General features: G+C 58.7%; 15 protein-coding genes. 8 read left to right on the top strand and 7 right to left on the bottom strand.

Features of this window, described 5'->3' with window-relative positions; all coding sequences use genetic code 11:
- Positions 1 to 6 precede the first annotated feature (6 nt).
- Entirely contained in the window at positions 7 to 507 is a 501-nt protein-coding gene (secB, locus tag ACEWPM_RS11430) for a protein-export chaperone SecB (RefSeq protein ID WP_393962328.1), read from the top strand.
- Here the strand turns inward: secB and dnaQ are convergent.
- The 4 genes from dnaQ to ACEWPM_RS11410 are packed head-to-tail and all read right to left on the bottom strand — an operon-like array spanning position 504 to position 3,208.
- Positions 504 to 1,196, bottom strand: coding sequence for a DNA polymerase III subunit epsilon (gene dnaQ / locus ACEWPM_RS11425; RefSeq protein ID WP_393962329.1), 693 nt, complete (start codon positions 1,194 to 1,196; stop codon positions 504 to 506). The genes secB and dnaQ overlap by 4 nt on opposite strands.
- Positions 1,189 to 1,782, bottom strand: coding sequence for a dephospho-CoA kinase (gene coaE / locus ACEWPM_RS11420; RefSeq protein ID WP_393962330.1), 594 nt, complete (start codon positions 1,780 to 1,782; stop codon positions 1,189 to 1,191). The genes dnaQ and coaE overlap by 8 nt, the downstream gene beginning before the upstream one ends.
- Positions 1,779 to 2,612, bottom strand: coding sequence for a shikimate dehydrogenase (locus ACEWPM_RS11415; RefSeq protein WP_393962331.1), 834 nt, complete (start codon positions 2,610 to 2,612; stop codon positions 1,779 to 1,781). Before ACEWPM_RS11415 ends, coaE begins: the two co-directional genes overlap by 4 nt.
- A complete protein-coding gene (locus tag ACEWPM_RS11410) occupies positions 2,609 to 3,208 on the bottom strand; it encodes a Maf family protein (protein ID WP_393962332.1) in 600 nt (199 codons plus the stop codon). Before ACEWPM_RS11410 ends, ACEWPM_RS11415 begins: the two co-directional genes overlap by 4 nt.
- 409 nt (positions 3,209 to 3,617) lie before the next feature.
- On the opposite strand from ACEWPM_RS11410, the gene ACEWPM_RS11405 reads away from it, so the two are divergent.
- From ACEWPM_RS11405 to ACEWPM_RS11375, 7 genes are all read left to right on the top strand, one after another.
- A complete protein-coding gene (locus ACEWPM_RS11405; protein WP_393962333.1) occupies positions 3,618 to 4,067 on the top strand; it encodes a CopD family protein in 450 nt (149 codons plus the stop codon).
- A 121-nt stretch (positions 4,068 to 4,188) separates the two neighbouring features.
- Positions 4,189 to 5,460, top strand: a complete 1,272-nt coding sequence (gene rho / locus ACEWPM_RS11400) for a transcription termination factor Rho (RefSeq protein ID WP_393962334.1) — start codon at positions 4,189 to 4,191, stop codon at positions 5,458 to 5,460.
- Positions 5,461 to 5,494: 34 nt separating this feature from the next.
- Complete coding sequence (gene mnmE, locus ACEWPM_RS11395; protein WP_393962335.1) at positions 5,495 to 6,781, top strand: tRNA uridine-5-carboxymethylaminomethyl(34) synthesis GTPase MnmE; 1,287 nt, start codon at positions 5,495 to 5,497, stop codon at positions 6,779 to 6,781.
- 3 nt (positions 6,782 to 6,784) lie between these two features.
- Positions 6,785 to 8,662, top strand: a complete 1,878-nt coding sequence (gene mnmG / locus ACEWPM_RS11390) for a tRNA uridine-5-carboxymethylaminomethyl(34) synthesis enzyme MnmG (RefSeq protein WP_393962336.1) — start codon at positions 6,785 to 6,787, stop codon at positions 8,660 to 8,662.
- Positions 8,659 to 9,267 (top strand): 16S rRNA (guanine(527)-N(7))-methyltransferase RsmG, encoded by a 609-nt coding sequence (rsmG, locus tag ACEWPM_RS11385; RefSeq protein ID WP_393962337.1) that lies wholly within the window; start codon positions 8,659 to 8,661, stop codon positions 9,265 to 9,267. The genes mnmG and rsmG overlap by 4 nt, the downstream gene beginning before the upstream one ends.
- Positions 9,260 to 10,069: a ParA family protein gene (locus tag ACEWPM_RS11380; protein WP_393962338.1), complete on the top strand. Its 810-nt coding sequence runs from the start codon at positions 9,260 to 9,262 to the stop codon at positions 10,067 to 10,069. The genes rsmG and ACEWPM_RS11380 overlap by 8 nt, the downstream gene beginning before the upstream one ends.
- 14 nt (positions 10,070 to 10,083) lie before the next feature.
- Positions 10,084 to 10,986, top strand: coding sequence for a ParB/RepB/Spo0J family partition protein (locus tag ACEWPM_RS11375; protein ID WP_393962339.1), 903 nt, complete (start codon positions 10,084 to 10,086; stop codon positions 10,984 to 10,986).
- Positions 10,987 to 10,989: 3 nt separating this feature from the next.
- On the opposite strand, the gene hemW is transcribed toward ACEWPM_RS11375, so the two are convergent.
- The 3 genes from hemW to rph are packed head-to-tail and all read right to left on the bottom strand — an operon-like array spanning position 10,990 to position 13,457.
- Positions 10,990 to 12,147 carry a radical SAM family heme chaperone HemW gene (hemW, locus tag ACEWPM_RS11370; RefSeq protein ID WP_393962340.1) on the bottom strand — a complete coding sequence of 386 codons (1,158 nt, stop codon included), beginning with the start codon at positions 12,145 to 12,147 and terminating at the stop codon, positions 10,990 to 10,992.
- The gene (gene rdgB / locus ACEWPM_RS11365) at positions 12,140 to 12,748 is read right to left on the bottom strand and encodes an RdgB/HAM1 family non-canonical purine NTP pyrophosphatase (RefSeq protein WP_393962341.1); all 609 of its coding nucleotides are present in this window, start codon (positions 12,746 to 12,748) and stop codon (positions 12,140 to 12,142) included. Before rdgB ends, hemW begins: the two co-directional genes overlap by 8 nt.
- Positions 12,741 to 13,457, bottom strand: a complete 717-nt coding sequence (gene rph / locus ACEWPM_RS11360; RefSeq protein ID WP_393962342.1) for a ribonuclease PH — start codon at positions 13,455 to 13,457, stop codon at positions 12,741 to 12,743. Before rph ends, rdgB begins: the two co-directional genes overlap by 8 nt.
- Positions 13,458 to 13,501: the final 44 nt, after the last annotated feature.

The following is a 13,501-nucleotide window of genomic DNA, read 5'->3' as shown; positions in this document are numbered from 1 at the left end:
AGACCGATGGCCGAGCAGGAAAATGGTGCCGCTGGCACCGAGCAACCGCAGATCAAGATGCATGTCCTCACGCAATTCGTGCGGGACCTGTCCTTTGAGAATATCCTGGCCCAGCGCGGCTCGGGCGGTGAGGTTCAGCCCGACGTCACCGTCAGCGTCAATCTGGACGCCAAGAAGCGCGCCGCCGAGCACCAGTACGAAGTGATCGCAAAGTTGAAGATCAATTCGAAGAACAAGGGCACCGAGGACGATCTGTTCCTGCTGGAGCTGGAATATGCAGGCGTTTTCCATGTCGAGAACGTGCCGGAAGAGCAGCTGCACCCCTTCCTGATGATCGAATGCCCGCGCATCATGTTTCCATTCTTCCGCCGCATCGTGTCGGACGTCACGCGCGACGGTGGCTTCCCGCCGCTGAACATGGAAAACATCGATTTCGTAGCGATCTATCGCAATGAAATCGCGCGCCGCCAAGCCGAGCAGCAGAACCAGCCCAGCGGCACCGCCTAAGACGTCCTGCGCCAGAGCGGCGCGTCCCCAAGCGTTTCGATAAACGCCTCATGCGCGGCGGCCTCTGCTTCGGTCAGCCGCGCGGGCAGGGGCGTCGGCCTTGGGGCCGGGCGCCAGCTGCTTTGCGTCTCCATTCCGCTAGTTTGGCTCTGAGTCTGACCCAGGATCAGGCCCGGCTGGCGACCGCCGATCAGTTCCAGATAAACTTCGGCTAGGATCTCGGAGTCCAAAAGCGCGCCGTGCAGCGTGCGGGCGCCATTGTCGATATTGAAGCGGCGGCAAAGCGCATCCAGCGACGCAGGCGAGCCGGGGAATTTCTTCCGCGCGATGGCCAGTGTGTCGATGGCCTGTTCCCAAGGCAGTTGCCGCTTGTTCAGCCACCGCAGCTCAGCATTCAGGAATTTCATGTCGAAGGCGGCGTTGTGAATGACCAGCTTGGCATCGCCCACGAATTCCAGAAAGGCATCCGCAATCTCGGCAAAGACAGGCTTGCCCCGCAGAAAATCATCGCCTAGCCCGTGCACCTTGAAGGCATCCTCGGGCATCGCGCGCTTGGGGTCAATATATTGGTGGTAGGTCCGGCCGGTCGGCATGTGGTTGAGCAGCTCGACCCCGCCGATCTCGACGATGCGGTCCCCCTGATCAGGCTCGAATCCGGTCGTTTCTGTGTCCAGCACGATTTCACGCATTCGATTTCTCCTGTCTGATCGCGTCCACCACAGCCTGTACCTGTGCCTTGGCGTGTTCAAGCGTATCAGTCTCGATCACCCAGGTCGCGCGCGCCCTTTTTTCCGCATCGGACATCTGCTTGGCTAGAAGGGCCTTGAACTGCGCCTCACTCATGGTCCCACGTTCCAGAACACGGGCGCGCTGAACCTCGGGCGGTGCGGTGACGCAGACCGTGCCATCCACCTTTGCGTCATACCCGCCCTCAAAGAGCAGAGGAATGTCCAGAACGACGATATCAGTCTCTGCATTGACCAAAAACGTCTCGCGGTCGGCGGCGACCAAGGGGTGCACAATGGCCTCTACACGGGCCAACGCGGTCTCTTCCTCGGCGATGATCCGTTTGAGGGCGTCGCGCGACACCGCGCCGTTCTTGATCGCGTCCGGGAATTGCGCCGCGATTTCGTCCACCGCTCCGCCGCCCGGGGCGTAGAGGCGATGCACCGCGGCATCCGCATCCCAGACGGCACAGCCAAGATCGGCGAACATGCGCGTGGTCGTCGACTTGCCCATCCCGATGGAGCCGGTAAGACCCAGTATATACCTCATCGCAAAGCAGCGGCGCGCGTTGCGCTATCGACCTCGGGGCGCTCGCCAAACCACCTCTCGAACCCAGGCACGGCCTGATGCAGAAGCATTCCAAGCCCATCGACGGTATGGCAACCCATCTGGCTGGCCACCTCCAGAAGCTTGGTCTGCAGCGGCGCGTAGACCAGATCCGTGACAACCGCACCTTTTTGCAGACCGTCGAGCGGCACCCGCAGCGGCGGGTTGCCCACCATTCCCAGCGACGTGGTGTTCACTACCGTCGCCGCATGGTCCAACATATTGCCCGCCTGAACCCAGTCGAACACGTGAACCCGTTTCCCGAACTCCTGCGCAAGCGCGTCAGCTCTCACGCGGGTGCGGTTGGAAAGCAGGATCTCGGGTACCCCCGCATCGAGAAGTGAAGCGATGACCGCCCGCGAGGCGCCACCCGCTCCAAAGACGGCGGTCGGACCTGATCGGGCGTCCCAGCCGCAGGGCGCACTTTGAAGATTCTTGATGAAGCCATAGCCGTCGGTATTGTCGGCGTGGATTTTCCCGTCCTTTCGGAAAATCAGGGTATTCGCAGCCCCTATCAGCGTGGCGCGGTCGGTGACCAGATCCGCAATCTGCAAGACTTTCTCCTTGTGCGGGATCGTCACGTTGACCCCTACAAACCCTGCCTTCGGCAAGGTACGCAAGACTACTTCCAGATCATCGGCGGCGACATTCATCGGAATGTAATGCCCGGCAATCCCGCGCGTCTTCAGCCAGTGCTGGTGGATCTTGGGCGAGCGTGAATGGGCGATCGGGGTGCCGATCACGCCGGCGAGGGGGATACCGGGTTCGCTCATGTCTCAATCTCTCCGCGAGTGGCGAGGTAGCCGATCAGCTCCAACAAGGGCAGGCCGAGGACATGGAAATGATCGCCTGTGATGCGTTGAAACAGTCGCACGCCTTCTTCTTCCAGTTTATAGGCGCCAACCGAGTGACGGATACTTTCCCAGTTGCGCGCGATGTAGTCGTCCAGATACCTACCCGATACATCACGCATCTGCATCTGCACAACACCGACATGACGCCATTGGGGTCGGCCCCCCTCACAGATCACGGCTGCCGAAATCAGGCGATGGGTCTTACCGCGAAGCCGCGTCAGTTGATCACGGGCCTCCTCGGGGCTTTTCGGTTTGGACAGCAGATCGCCATCGAACGCCAGGACCTGATCGCAGCCGATCACCAGCGCGTCCTTGTGCCGCTCGCCGATCTTGCGCGCTTTCATCTCGGCCAGTGCATCGGCCACGTCACGCGGCGGCGCGCCCTCGGCCAAAAGCGCGGATTTCACCGCATCCTCATCGACGCGCGCAGGCATGGCTTCACACGGAATACCGGCGTTTTCCAGCAAACTGCGACGAATGGCGGATTGCGAGGCCAAGATGATGCGCGTGCTCATGTGGAAAACCCGAGGAACAAGTGGCGGAGCATGTGCCACAGATATCCCCATTTCGCCCGAGACGCCACCGGGCCGGGGAAAACCCGCATCTTTCACGGCGGCCCATCCCTTCCATCCCGTGGTGGATTGTATGGAATCCGGGGCGGGAGGAATCAGGCAGGCATGGATTGATCCACAGGAGCGAGAACCGATTGAGCAGATCGAGCACGGCGATTTCCAACGCAAATATGGCGCGACCGTCTGACTGCGACAGTTTTCCACAACGCTGTCCATAAGCGGTGCGGCTGTTGCCATTTCTGTGGATAGCGCGGTAATCCACAGGCAGGGCGCATGCCTACTTAATCATCATCCTTTTCTATATTTCTTATTTATTATTGTAAGGGTGGCTCAGCGATGGACGGGACATGACATGATAGACTTGCTTGCCGGCCTCTATCCCTGGACAAAGGCACTTCATATCGTTTCGGTCATCGCCTGGATGGCGGGGCTGTTCTACCTTCCACGGCTTTTTGTCTACCATGCCGAGGCCTCGAAGCCTGGGGACAGCCGTGATGAGATATTCCAGGTGATGGAGCGCAAGCTGCTGCATGCCATCATGAACCCGGCAATGATCTCGACCTGGCTCTTCGGTCTGCTGCTGCTGATGACGCCGGGCATTGTCGATTGGGGCTCGATCTGGCCGTGGACCAAGGCGGCGGGCGTTCTGGGAATGACGTGGTTTCATCACTGGCTGGGCCTCAGGCGGCGGGAGTTTGTCAGCGGCACCTCCTCTGTCAGTGGTCGTAGCTTTCGCATCATGAACGAAGTGCCGACGATCGCGCTGCTCGTGATCGTGTTCTCGGTCGTGTTGAAATTCTAGCCTGCGATTGACTAACGGCCGGCCGCGGCGTATGAGGCAACAGGGCCTCCCGTCCGGGATACGCCTTTTTCAAATGCCAATTCGATCTGACCCGCGCCACCAGCGCGCAAGAGGTATGCCAATGTCCGATGACCGCCTGAACCTTTTCGACCTCAAGGCGCATACTGCCAAGGATCTCTTGGCGATGGCTGAAGAGCTGGAGATTGAAAACGCCTCGACGATGCGCAAAGGCGAGATGATGTTCTCGATCCTGAAAGAACGCGCGGAAGATGGCTGGTTGGTCTTTGGTGATGGTGTGCTTGAGGTGCTGCAGGACGGTTTCGGCTTCCTGCGCTCGCCCGAGGCGAACTATTTGCCGGGCCCTGACGACATTTATGTCTCGCCCGATATGATCCGCCGCTATGCGCTGCGCACTGGCGACACGATCGAGGGAGAGATGAAGCAGCCCGATGATACCGAGCGGTATTTTGCGTTGACCAGTGTCACCCGGATCAACTTCGAGGATCCCGAGCGCGCACGCCACAAGATCGCCTTCGACAACCTGACGCCGCTCTATCCGGATGAGCGCCTGACGCTGGAAATCGACGATCCGACGATCAAAGACCGGTCGGCCCGGATTATCGACCTCGTTGCGCCTATCGGCAAAGGCCAGCGGTCGCTGATCGTGGCGCCGCCGCGCACGGGTAAGACGGTGATCCTGCAAAACATTGCGGCCAGCATCGAGCGCAACCATCCCGAGTGCTACCTGATCGTTCTGCTTATCGACGAGCGGCCCGAGGAAGTCACCGACATGCAGCGCTCGGTCAAGGGGGAGGTCGTCAGCTCGACCTTCGACGAACCTGCGACGCGTCATGTTGCCGTCAGTGAAATGGTCATCGAGAAGGCCAAGCGCCTGGTTGAACACAAACGAGATGTGGTAATCCTTTTGGATTCGATCACAAGACTTGGTAGGGCATACAACACTGTCGTGCCGTCCTCCGGCAAGGTTCTGACCGGCGGTGTTGACGCCAACGCACTTCAGCGCCCCAAGCGGTTTTTCGGAGCGGCGCGGAATATTGAAGAGGGCGGATCGCTCACCATCATCTCGACTGCGTTGATCGATACCGGCAGCCGGATGGACGAGGTGATCTTTGAGGAATTCAAGGGCACCGGTAACTCCGAACTGGTGCTTGATCGTAAGATTGCGGATAAGCGCGTGTTCCCGGCGATCGACATCCTGAAGTCCGGCACACGGAAGGAAGATCTGCTGGTCGACAAACTGGACCTGCAAAAGACATTCGTTCTGCGCCGCATCCTGAACCCGATGGGCACGACCGATGCGATCGAGTTCCTGATCTCAAAGTTGAAGCAGACCAAGAACAACGCCGAATTCTTCGACTCTATGAACACCTGATAATCCGTCTGGATTGCTGCCAAAGGAGGCAGACATGGATACGATCTACGCAATGTCCTCGGCGCAGGGCAAGGCGGGGGTGTCTGTCATCCGCGTCTCTGGTCCGCAGGCGCATCCGGCTTGCAAAGCGCTTTGCGGCGATGTCCCTCCCGCTCGACATGCGTCTTTACGGACATTGCGGGGCGGGGACGGCCAGGCCTTGGATCAAGCGCTGGTTCTGACCTTTGGCGCTGGGGCCAGCTTCACCGGTGAGGACTCCGTTGAATTTCAGGTACATGGAAGTATCGCGGTCGTTTCCGCAGTCATGGACGCGCTGGCGGCGATGAATGGTCTGCGGGTTGCGGAACCCGGTGAGTTCACCCGGCGCGCGTTGGACAATGGTTGCTTGGACGTTGCGCAGATCGAGGGGCTAGCCGATCTGATAGACGCTGAAACCGAAGCGCAGCGCAAGCAGGCGTTGCGAGTTCTGTCCGGCGATCTGGGCGCTAGAGCAGAGAGGTGGCGCCGCGATTTGATCAGGGCCGCGGCACTGATTGAAGCGACCATTGATTTCGCGGATGAAGACGTCCCGGTTGACGTATCGCCCGAGGTCGAGCAGTTGATTATCGGCGTGGTTGCGGATCTGGAGCGCGAAATTTCCGGAACCCACGTAAGCGAACGCATCCGGAACGGTTTCGAGGTCGCAATCGTAGGTGCGCCGAATGTTGGAAAATCCACGTTGTTGAACGCTCTTGCGGGCCGCGATGCCGCGATCACATCGGATATTGCCGGAACTACGCGTGATGTTATCGAAGTCCGGATGGACCTTTCCGGCCTGCCGGTCACCCTTCTGGACACGGCGGGGATCCGCGAGACGGAAGACAAGATTGAGGCGCTTGGCGTAGATCTCGCGCGCCGGCGGGCGTCTACAGCGGATCTCAGAGTTTTTCTGACTGAGCCCGGACAGGCTGAACTTGATGGTTTCATCGAAGGCGACATTCTTCTGATCGCTAAAGGGGACACGCAGAAAGGGACGCATCCTGGGATCTCTGGTAAAACCGGCCATGGCGTTGATGAACTGGTTTCGAGAATTGGACAGACGCTGAGCCAGCGCGCGGCCAATGCTGGAGTCGCGACCCGCGCCCGTCACCGAGCAGCGATGCAGCGTGGGGCGATGGTTTTGCAAGACGCTCTGAGGTTTCTGCACGGCGGAGAGGATACCGCCGACCTTGCGGCAGAAGAGCTGCGAAGCGCTGTTCGGGCGCTTGATTCTCTGGTAGGACGTGTTGATATCGAAAGCATACTTGATGAGATTTTCGCGAGCTTTTGCCTGGGCAAGTAAGGAGTGTTTCACGTGAAACATTGCGATTTTGACGTTCTGGTCATCGGCGGCGGCCATGCCGGAGCCGACGCGGCGCATGCCGCGGCGCGAATGGGAGTCCGAACGGCTCTCGTTACGCTATCCCGCGATGATCTGGGCGTCATGTCGTGTAATCCAGCGATTGGCGGGTTGGGAAAGGGTCACCTCGTTCGCGAAATTGATGCCTTGGACGGAGTGATGGGGCGCGTTGCGGACGCGGCCGGAATTCAGTTTCGCTTGTTGAATCGAAGGAAGGGACCAGCCGTTCAGGGACCTCGTGCGCAGGCGGATCGCACCATTTACCGAGCCGAGATGCGAGCTGCGCTGGAGAGTCAGCCGAACTTGGACATACTCGAGGGCGAGGCGGCGGACTTTCTGATGCGCGGCAGCACCGTAACCGGGGTTGTGCTTGCGGATGGGTCTGAGATTTCAGCACAGGCCGTTGTTCTGACCACAGGAACTTTTTTAAGGGGCGTTATCCATATCGGAGACGTGTCGCGACCCGGTGGCCGTATGGGGAACAGACCTTCGGTCAAACTGGCTGAGCGCATCGACGGGTTTGGACTTCGTATGGGCCGCCTCAAGACTGGAACACCTCCTCGGCTCAATGCAAACACCATCGCTTGGGGCGAGCTTGAAAAACAGCCGGGCGACGACAGCCCAGTCTTGTTTTCCTTTCTTTCGAAGAAACCTCAGGCTCGGCAGATCTCTTGCGGCATTACCCACACGAATGAGCAAACACATGAGATTATTCGAGAAAACCTGACCAGATCAGCCATGTATGGCGGTCATATAGACGGCGTCGGCCCGCGCTACTGTCCGTCTATCGAGGACAAAATTTTAAGGTTTGCGGATAAAGCGTCGCATCAGATCTTTCTTGAACCAGAAAGCCTGACCAGTGATACGATTTACCCTAACGGTATTTCTACTTCATTGCCCCAAGACGTGCAGCTCGAGTATGTGCGGTCAATTAAGGGTCTGGAGGGTGCCGAGATCGTTCAGCCTGGATATGCCATCGAATACGACTATATTGATCCTCGCGCGCTTGATGGATCATTGGCGCTGCGCGACGTCCCCGGCCTGTATTTGGCCGGCCAAATAAACGGTACCACCGGCTACGAAGAAGCTGCGGCGCAAGGGCTGGTTGCGGGTATCAATGCAGCGTTGGCGTGCCAAGGTCGACCAGCCGAGATTTTTAGCCGGGCCAGTTCATATATAGGTGTGATGGTGGACGACCTTATCACCCGGGGGGTGAGCGAACCGTATCGGATGTTCACCTCGCGCGCAGAATTCAGGCTGTCTCTGCGAGCGGATAACGCTGATCAGCGGCTGACTCCTCGTGGCATTGAGCTGGGGTGCGTGGAAAGAAACCGCCGAAATGCCTTTGAAAAAAAGGCAGAGGAACTGGCTTCCGCGCGCTCTCAACTGGAAAGTCGCCAGTTTACACCCCGGCAGCTCGCGGATATCGGACTGAAAGTGAATCAGGACGGTACAAAGCGCACCGGCTTTCAAATCCTCGCGTTTCCAAACGTGCACTTCGCTCATATCGTCCAGTTGGACGGCTCTCTGAGCAAGATACCTGTAGAAATATCAGAGCAACTCTCGAAAGATGCGCTCTATTCGAATTATATCGCACGGCAGGAGCGCGATATCGCGCTGGTTCAGCGCGATGAAGCGCACGTGATTCCGAGTGACTTCGATTACAGCGATTTGGGTGGGCTGTCCAACGAGTTGAAGGCCAAGCTCGCGCAGGTCCGCCCCTCAAATTTAGCCCATGCAGCGCGGATTGACGGGATGACGCCGGCGGCTTTGACGTTGCTTTTGACTCGCTTGCGGTCGAGTTCGAAAGTCAGCATTGGATGACATCAGAGTTCTTAAATGTTTCACGTGAAACAATCGAGAAATTGCGGGCTTTCGAAAGGCTCGCCAAAAAGTGGACCACCAAAATAAACTTGGTTTCAAAGGAAAGTGCTGAAAACCTCTGGGATCGCCATATCCTTGACTCCGTTCAGGTTTACAATGCCGCTTCTAATGATTGGCGGCATTGGGTCGACCTTGGCTCGGGGGGCGGCTTTCCTGGTGTCGTCGTGGCTATCCTTGCAGGTGAACACACAGACGCGCACAAGGTCACCCTGATTGAAAGTGACGCGCGTAAATGCGCTTTCCTTCGCGCTGCCCTTCGCAAGACTGGGGCCAATGCGCATGTTTTAACGCAGCGAATCGAGGAGCTTGATCCGCAGGAGGCGGATATCGTGTCAGCGCGTGCTTTGGCAGATCTGACTAGCCTCCTTGGATTTACTGAGCGACATTTGCGGCGGGGCGGAACGGCGATTTTTCCTAAGGGAGTTCGTTGGCGTCAGGAGGTTGAGGCAGCGAAAAGCCTGTGGAAATTCGATTTTGAACCGGTTAGAAGTGATCTCGCGGCCGACGCCGTGATCCTAAAAATCAAAGGAGTGTCCCGTGTCTGATCCCACCCGTCCGCATGGGCCGCGTATTATCGCCGTCGCCAACCAAAAAGGTGGCGTTGGCAAGACAACGACAACCATCAACCTTGGGGCGGCGCTCGCTGAGGGCGGCAAAAAGGTGCTAATTGTCGATCTTGATCCTCAGGGGAACGCGTCGACGGGATTGGGGATTGATATTGAAGATCGCGAATTCACAACTTATGAACTCCTCCTTGAAGACATTGATCTTGGGCAAGTAGTTCAGCCGACGCGCTCGGAAAATCTAACGATCATTCCGGCAACCGTTGACCTTAGCTCGGCTGATATCGAGCTGATATCTAATGAAAAACGCAGTTTTTTGTTGCATGACGCACTACGGCAGACGGCAATGGATCGTTATGATCTGGATTACGTTCTCATCGACTGTCCGCCGTCGCTCAATCTTCTGACGGTCAATGCTATGGTGGCCGCGCACTCCGTCCTGGTCCCCTTGCAAAGCGAATTTTTCGCTCTGGAAGGTCTGTCACAGTTGATGCTGACCATTCGCGAGGTCCGCCAATCCGCTAACCCGAAACTGCGGATTGAGGGCGTAGTCCTGACGATGTTCGACGCGCGCAACAACCTTTCCGGCCAGGTCGAGAAAGATGCGCGGGACAATCTGGGGGATCTGGTCTTCAAGACACTGATACCGCGCAATGTTCGGCTGAGTGAGGCGCCATCTTATTCAATGTCGGTTCTCGACTATGATCCGCAGTCGCGCGGCGCCGACGCTTACCGGGCGCTTGCCAAGGAATTGATGCAAAATCAGGCGCTTGTCGCGGCCTGACGGAAGGATAGAAGATGGCTGACAAGGTTCAAAGGCAGCGTGGGCTGGGGCGGGGATTGTCCGCCTTGATGGCTGATGTGAATGATCGGGATGAAGCGGACCGCGCGGCGCCACGTCAGCCTGACATGATGGTGCCGATCGAGCAGGTCGCCGCGAACCCGGACCAGCCGAGACGGCGTTTTGACGCCGAGCTGCTGGATGATCTGTCCAACTCGATCAAGGAGAAGGGCATCATTCAGCCGTTGATCGTTCGGCGCAAGGACGGCGGTTTTGAGATCGTTGCCGGAGAGCGGCGCTGGCGGGCGGCGCAGAAGGCCGGGCTGCATCAGATTCCGGTCATCATCCGTGACTTCGATGATACCGAAGTTCTCGAAATTGCAATCATCGAGAACATTCAGCGCGCGGACCTCAACCCGGTGGAAGAGGCGGCTGGCTATGTCCAGTTGATGAGTAAATTCGGCCACACGCAGGAAAAACTTGCCGAGGCACTTGGGAAAAGCAGGAGCCATATCGCGAATACTATTAGGCTCATGCAACTTCCTGAAATCGTTCAGGAATTTGTGACTGAAGGAAAGCTGTCGGCCGGCCATGCGCGCACGCTTATCACCGCAAAGGATCCTGTTGGGCTGGCCAAGAAGGTGATTTCCGGTGATCTGTCGGTCCGCGATACCGAAAAGCTGGTGCGCAAGGCGGCTGAGCCTTCGCGGGATGATGCGGGAGCGCCGCCGCGGAAGTCCCGCATCGCTGGCTCGAAGGATGCGGATACCCGCGCGCTGGAGGATGATCTTTCGGCAAATCTGGGTATGAAAGTTTCGGTAGATCACAAGGCGGGATCAGAGGGTGGCGCGATCTCGATAAGCTACAAGACGCTGGATGAGCTTGATGAGCTGTGCCGCATCCTTTCGACCGGAAAATAGGGTCTAATCGGGCAGAAGTTCGGTAATCACCGCGTTGAGCACGACGCGGCCTTGAGGCGTGGTCGCCAGACGGTTACCCGATTGCTGCACCATCCCAAGTTGGGTGAGGTAGTCAATTTTTCCTTGGTTCAGCGGCGCGCCGGCCAGATTGGCATAACGCAGCAGATCGATGCCGTCTGCTACTCGGAGGCCCATCATCAAGTATTCGCCTGCCTGATCCTTCGCGGTAAGCGACTGCCGCGGCTTCTCTGTTTGTTCGATAGCAGCGCGTTGCATCCAGGCGTCCGGATGGGAATAGGCCTCCGTGGCCCAGCGCGTCCCGTTCAGGGTGAGCCTTCCATGTGCGCCGGGGCCAATTCCGATATAGTCACCGCCTTGCCAGTAAATCAGATTGTGCCGGGATTCTGCACCCGGGCGGGCGTGGTTTGAGACCTCGTAGGCCTGCATACCGGCGGCACCACACAGGTCCTGCGTCGCCTCATACATGTCGACGGCCACGTCATCGGCCGGAAGCCCCTTCAGTCCTCCTGCATCGAAGCGCGCGCCGAACGCGGTGCCGGGCTCAATGGTCAGTTGATAAAGGGACAGATGATCTACTGCCATGCTGAGCGCGGTCGACAGTTCTTGCCGCCACGCCGTCAGTGTTTGATTCTGTCGCGCATAGATCAGATCAAAGCTGACACGATCGAATTGGGCCCGGGCGACATCGAACGCGGCTTGCGCCTCGAAGGCGGTGTGGATCCGGCCCAAGCGACGCAGATCTGAGTCGTTCAAGGCCTGAATGCCCATAGAAACGCGGTTCACGCCCGCGTCGGCATAGCCCGCAAACCGGGTCGCTTCGACCGAGCCGGGATTTGCCTCCAGCGTGATTTCAATGTCATTGGCAAAGGTCCAGTGCTGCCGCACGCGGTCCAGAATGGCGTGGACCGTATCAGGTGGCATCAAGCTGGGCGTGCCGCCACCGAAGAAGACGGAGTTGAGCACACGGCTCTGCGTTATCTCGGCATATCGGTCGATTTCGCGCAGAAATGCCGTGCACCAGGCGTCCTGGTCGATAGAATTGCTGACATGGCTATTGAAGTCGCAATAGGGACATTTGGCCGCGCAGAAGGGCCAGTGTAGGTAAAGGCCGAAGCCGCCCTGGCGCCAATCCTCAGTCAAGGCAGCCCTTTACCAACTGCCGAAACGCATCAGCACGGTGGCTGATGCGATTTTTCTCAGCCGGGTCCATCTGAGCGAAAGTGATATCATGGCCATCAGGCTGGAAGATCGGATCGTAGCCATGGCCTTGCGCGCCGCGCATCGGCCAAGTCACCTGGCCCTCGACTGTGCCGGGAAAAACCTCGTCATGCCCGTCCGGCCAGGCAATGACTAATGTACAGCAGAATCTCGCGGTCCACGGGGCAGGGGCGCCGCTGGCGATCAGCCGCTCATGCGCCTTGGTCATGGCCATGATGAAATCGCGGCCGGTCGGCGTTTCGGCCCAATCGGCGGTGTAGACACCAGGTGCGCCGTCCAAAGCATCAATCTCGATCCCGGAATCGTCCGAGAGAGAAGGCAGTCCGGTAGCCTGCGCGGCGGCATGCGCCTTGATCCGCGCATTGCCGACGAATGTCGTCTCGGTCTCGTCCGGCTCGGGGAGGTTCCGCTCGGCCGCGCCGGCCACCTTGATGCCATAGGGCGCCAGAAGGTCGGCGATCTCGGCCAGCTTGCCCGCGTTATGCGTGGCGACCAGCAGGGTATCGCCCGTCAGCTTACGCATCGACCGCCGCCAATTGCGCAGAGGCAAGCTCGGCCACGCCTTTTTCCGCCAGATCCATCAACTGGTTCATCTGATCGCGATTATAGGTAGCGCCCTCGGCGGACATCTGCACTTCGATCAGCTTGCCTGACTGCGTCATGATGAAGTTTCCATCCACACCCGCCTCGCTATCCTCGGGATAGTCCAGATCCAGAACGGCCTGCCCGGCATAAAGACCGCAAGAGACGGCGGCGACGGGATCGGTCAGCGGGTCCGAGACGACAGCGCCAGTTTTCATTAGCTTGTTCACCGCCAGCTTCAGCGCGACCCAGCCACCAGTGATGGAGGCGCAGCGCGTTCCGCCATCGGCTTGGATCACATCGCAATCCACGGTAATCTGGCGCTCGCCCAGCGCCACGCGGTCGACACCAGCGCGCAGGCTGCGCCCTATGAGGCGCTGGATTTCCACCGTGCGCCCGCCCTGCTTGCCGGCCGTCGCCTCACGCCGCATGCGGGAGGTGGTGGAGCGGGGCAACATACCATATTCTGCAGTGACCCAACCGAGGCCCGAGCCCTTGATGAAAGGCGGCACGCGGTCCTCGATGCTGGCGGTGCACAGCACATGCGTGTCGCCGATGCGGATCATGCAGGACCCTTCGGCATGTTTTGTGACGCCCGTTTCGATTGAAACGGCGCGCATCTCGCTTAACTCTCTACCGGAAGGGCGCATGGATCATCCTCTTTGCATCTTTCTCGCGGGGATACAGGGGGCCG

The sequence above is a fragment of the Roseovarius maritimus genome (genome assembly GCF_043355895.2).
Lineage (GTDB): Bacteria > Pseudomonadota > Alphaproteobacteria > Rhodobacterales > Rhodobacteraceae > Roseovarius > Roseovarius maritimus.
Note: the sequence above shows the minus strand (reverse complement) of the source record. Positions and strands in the feature narration are given on the sequence as shown.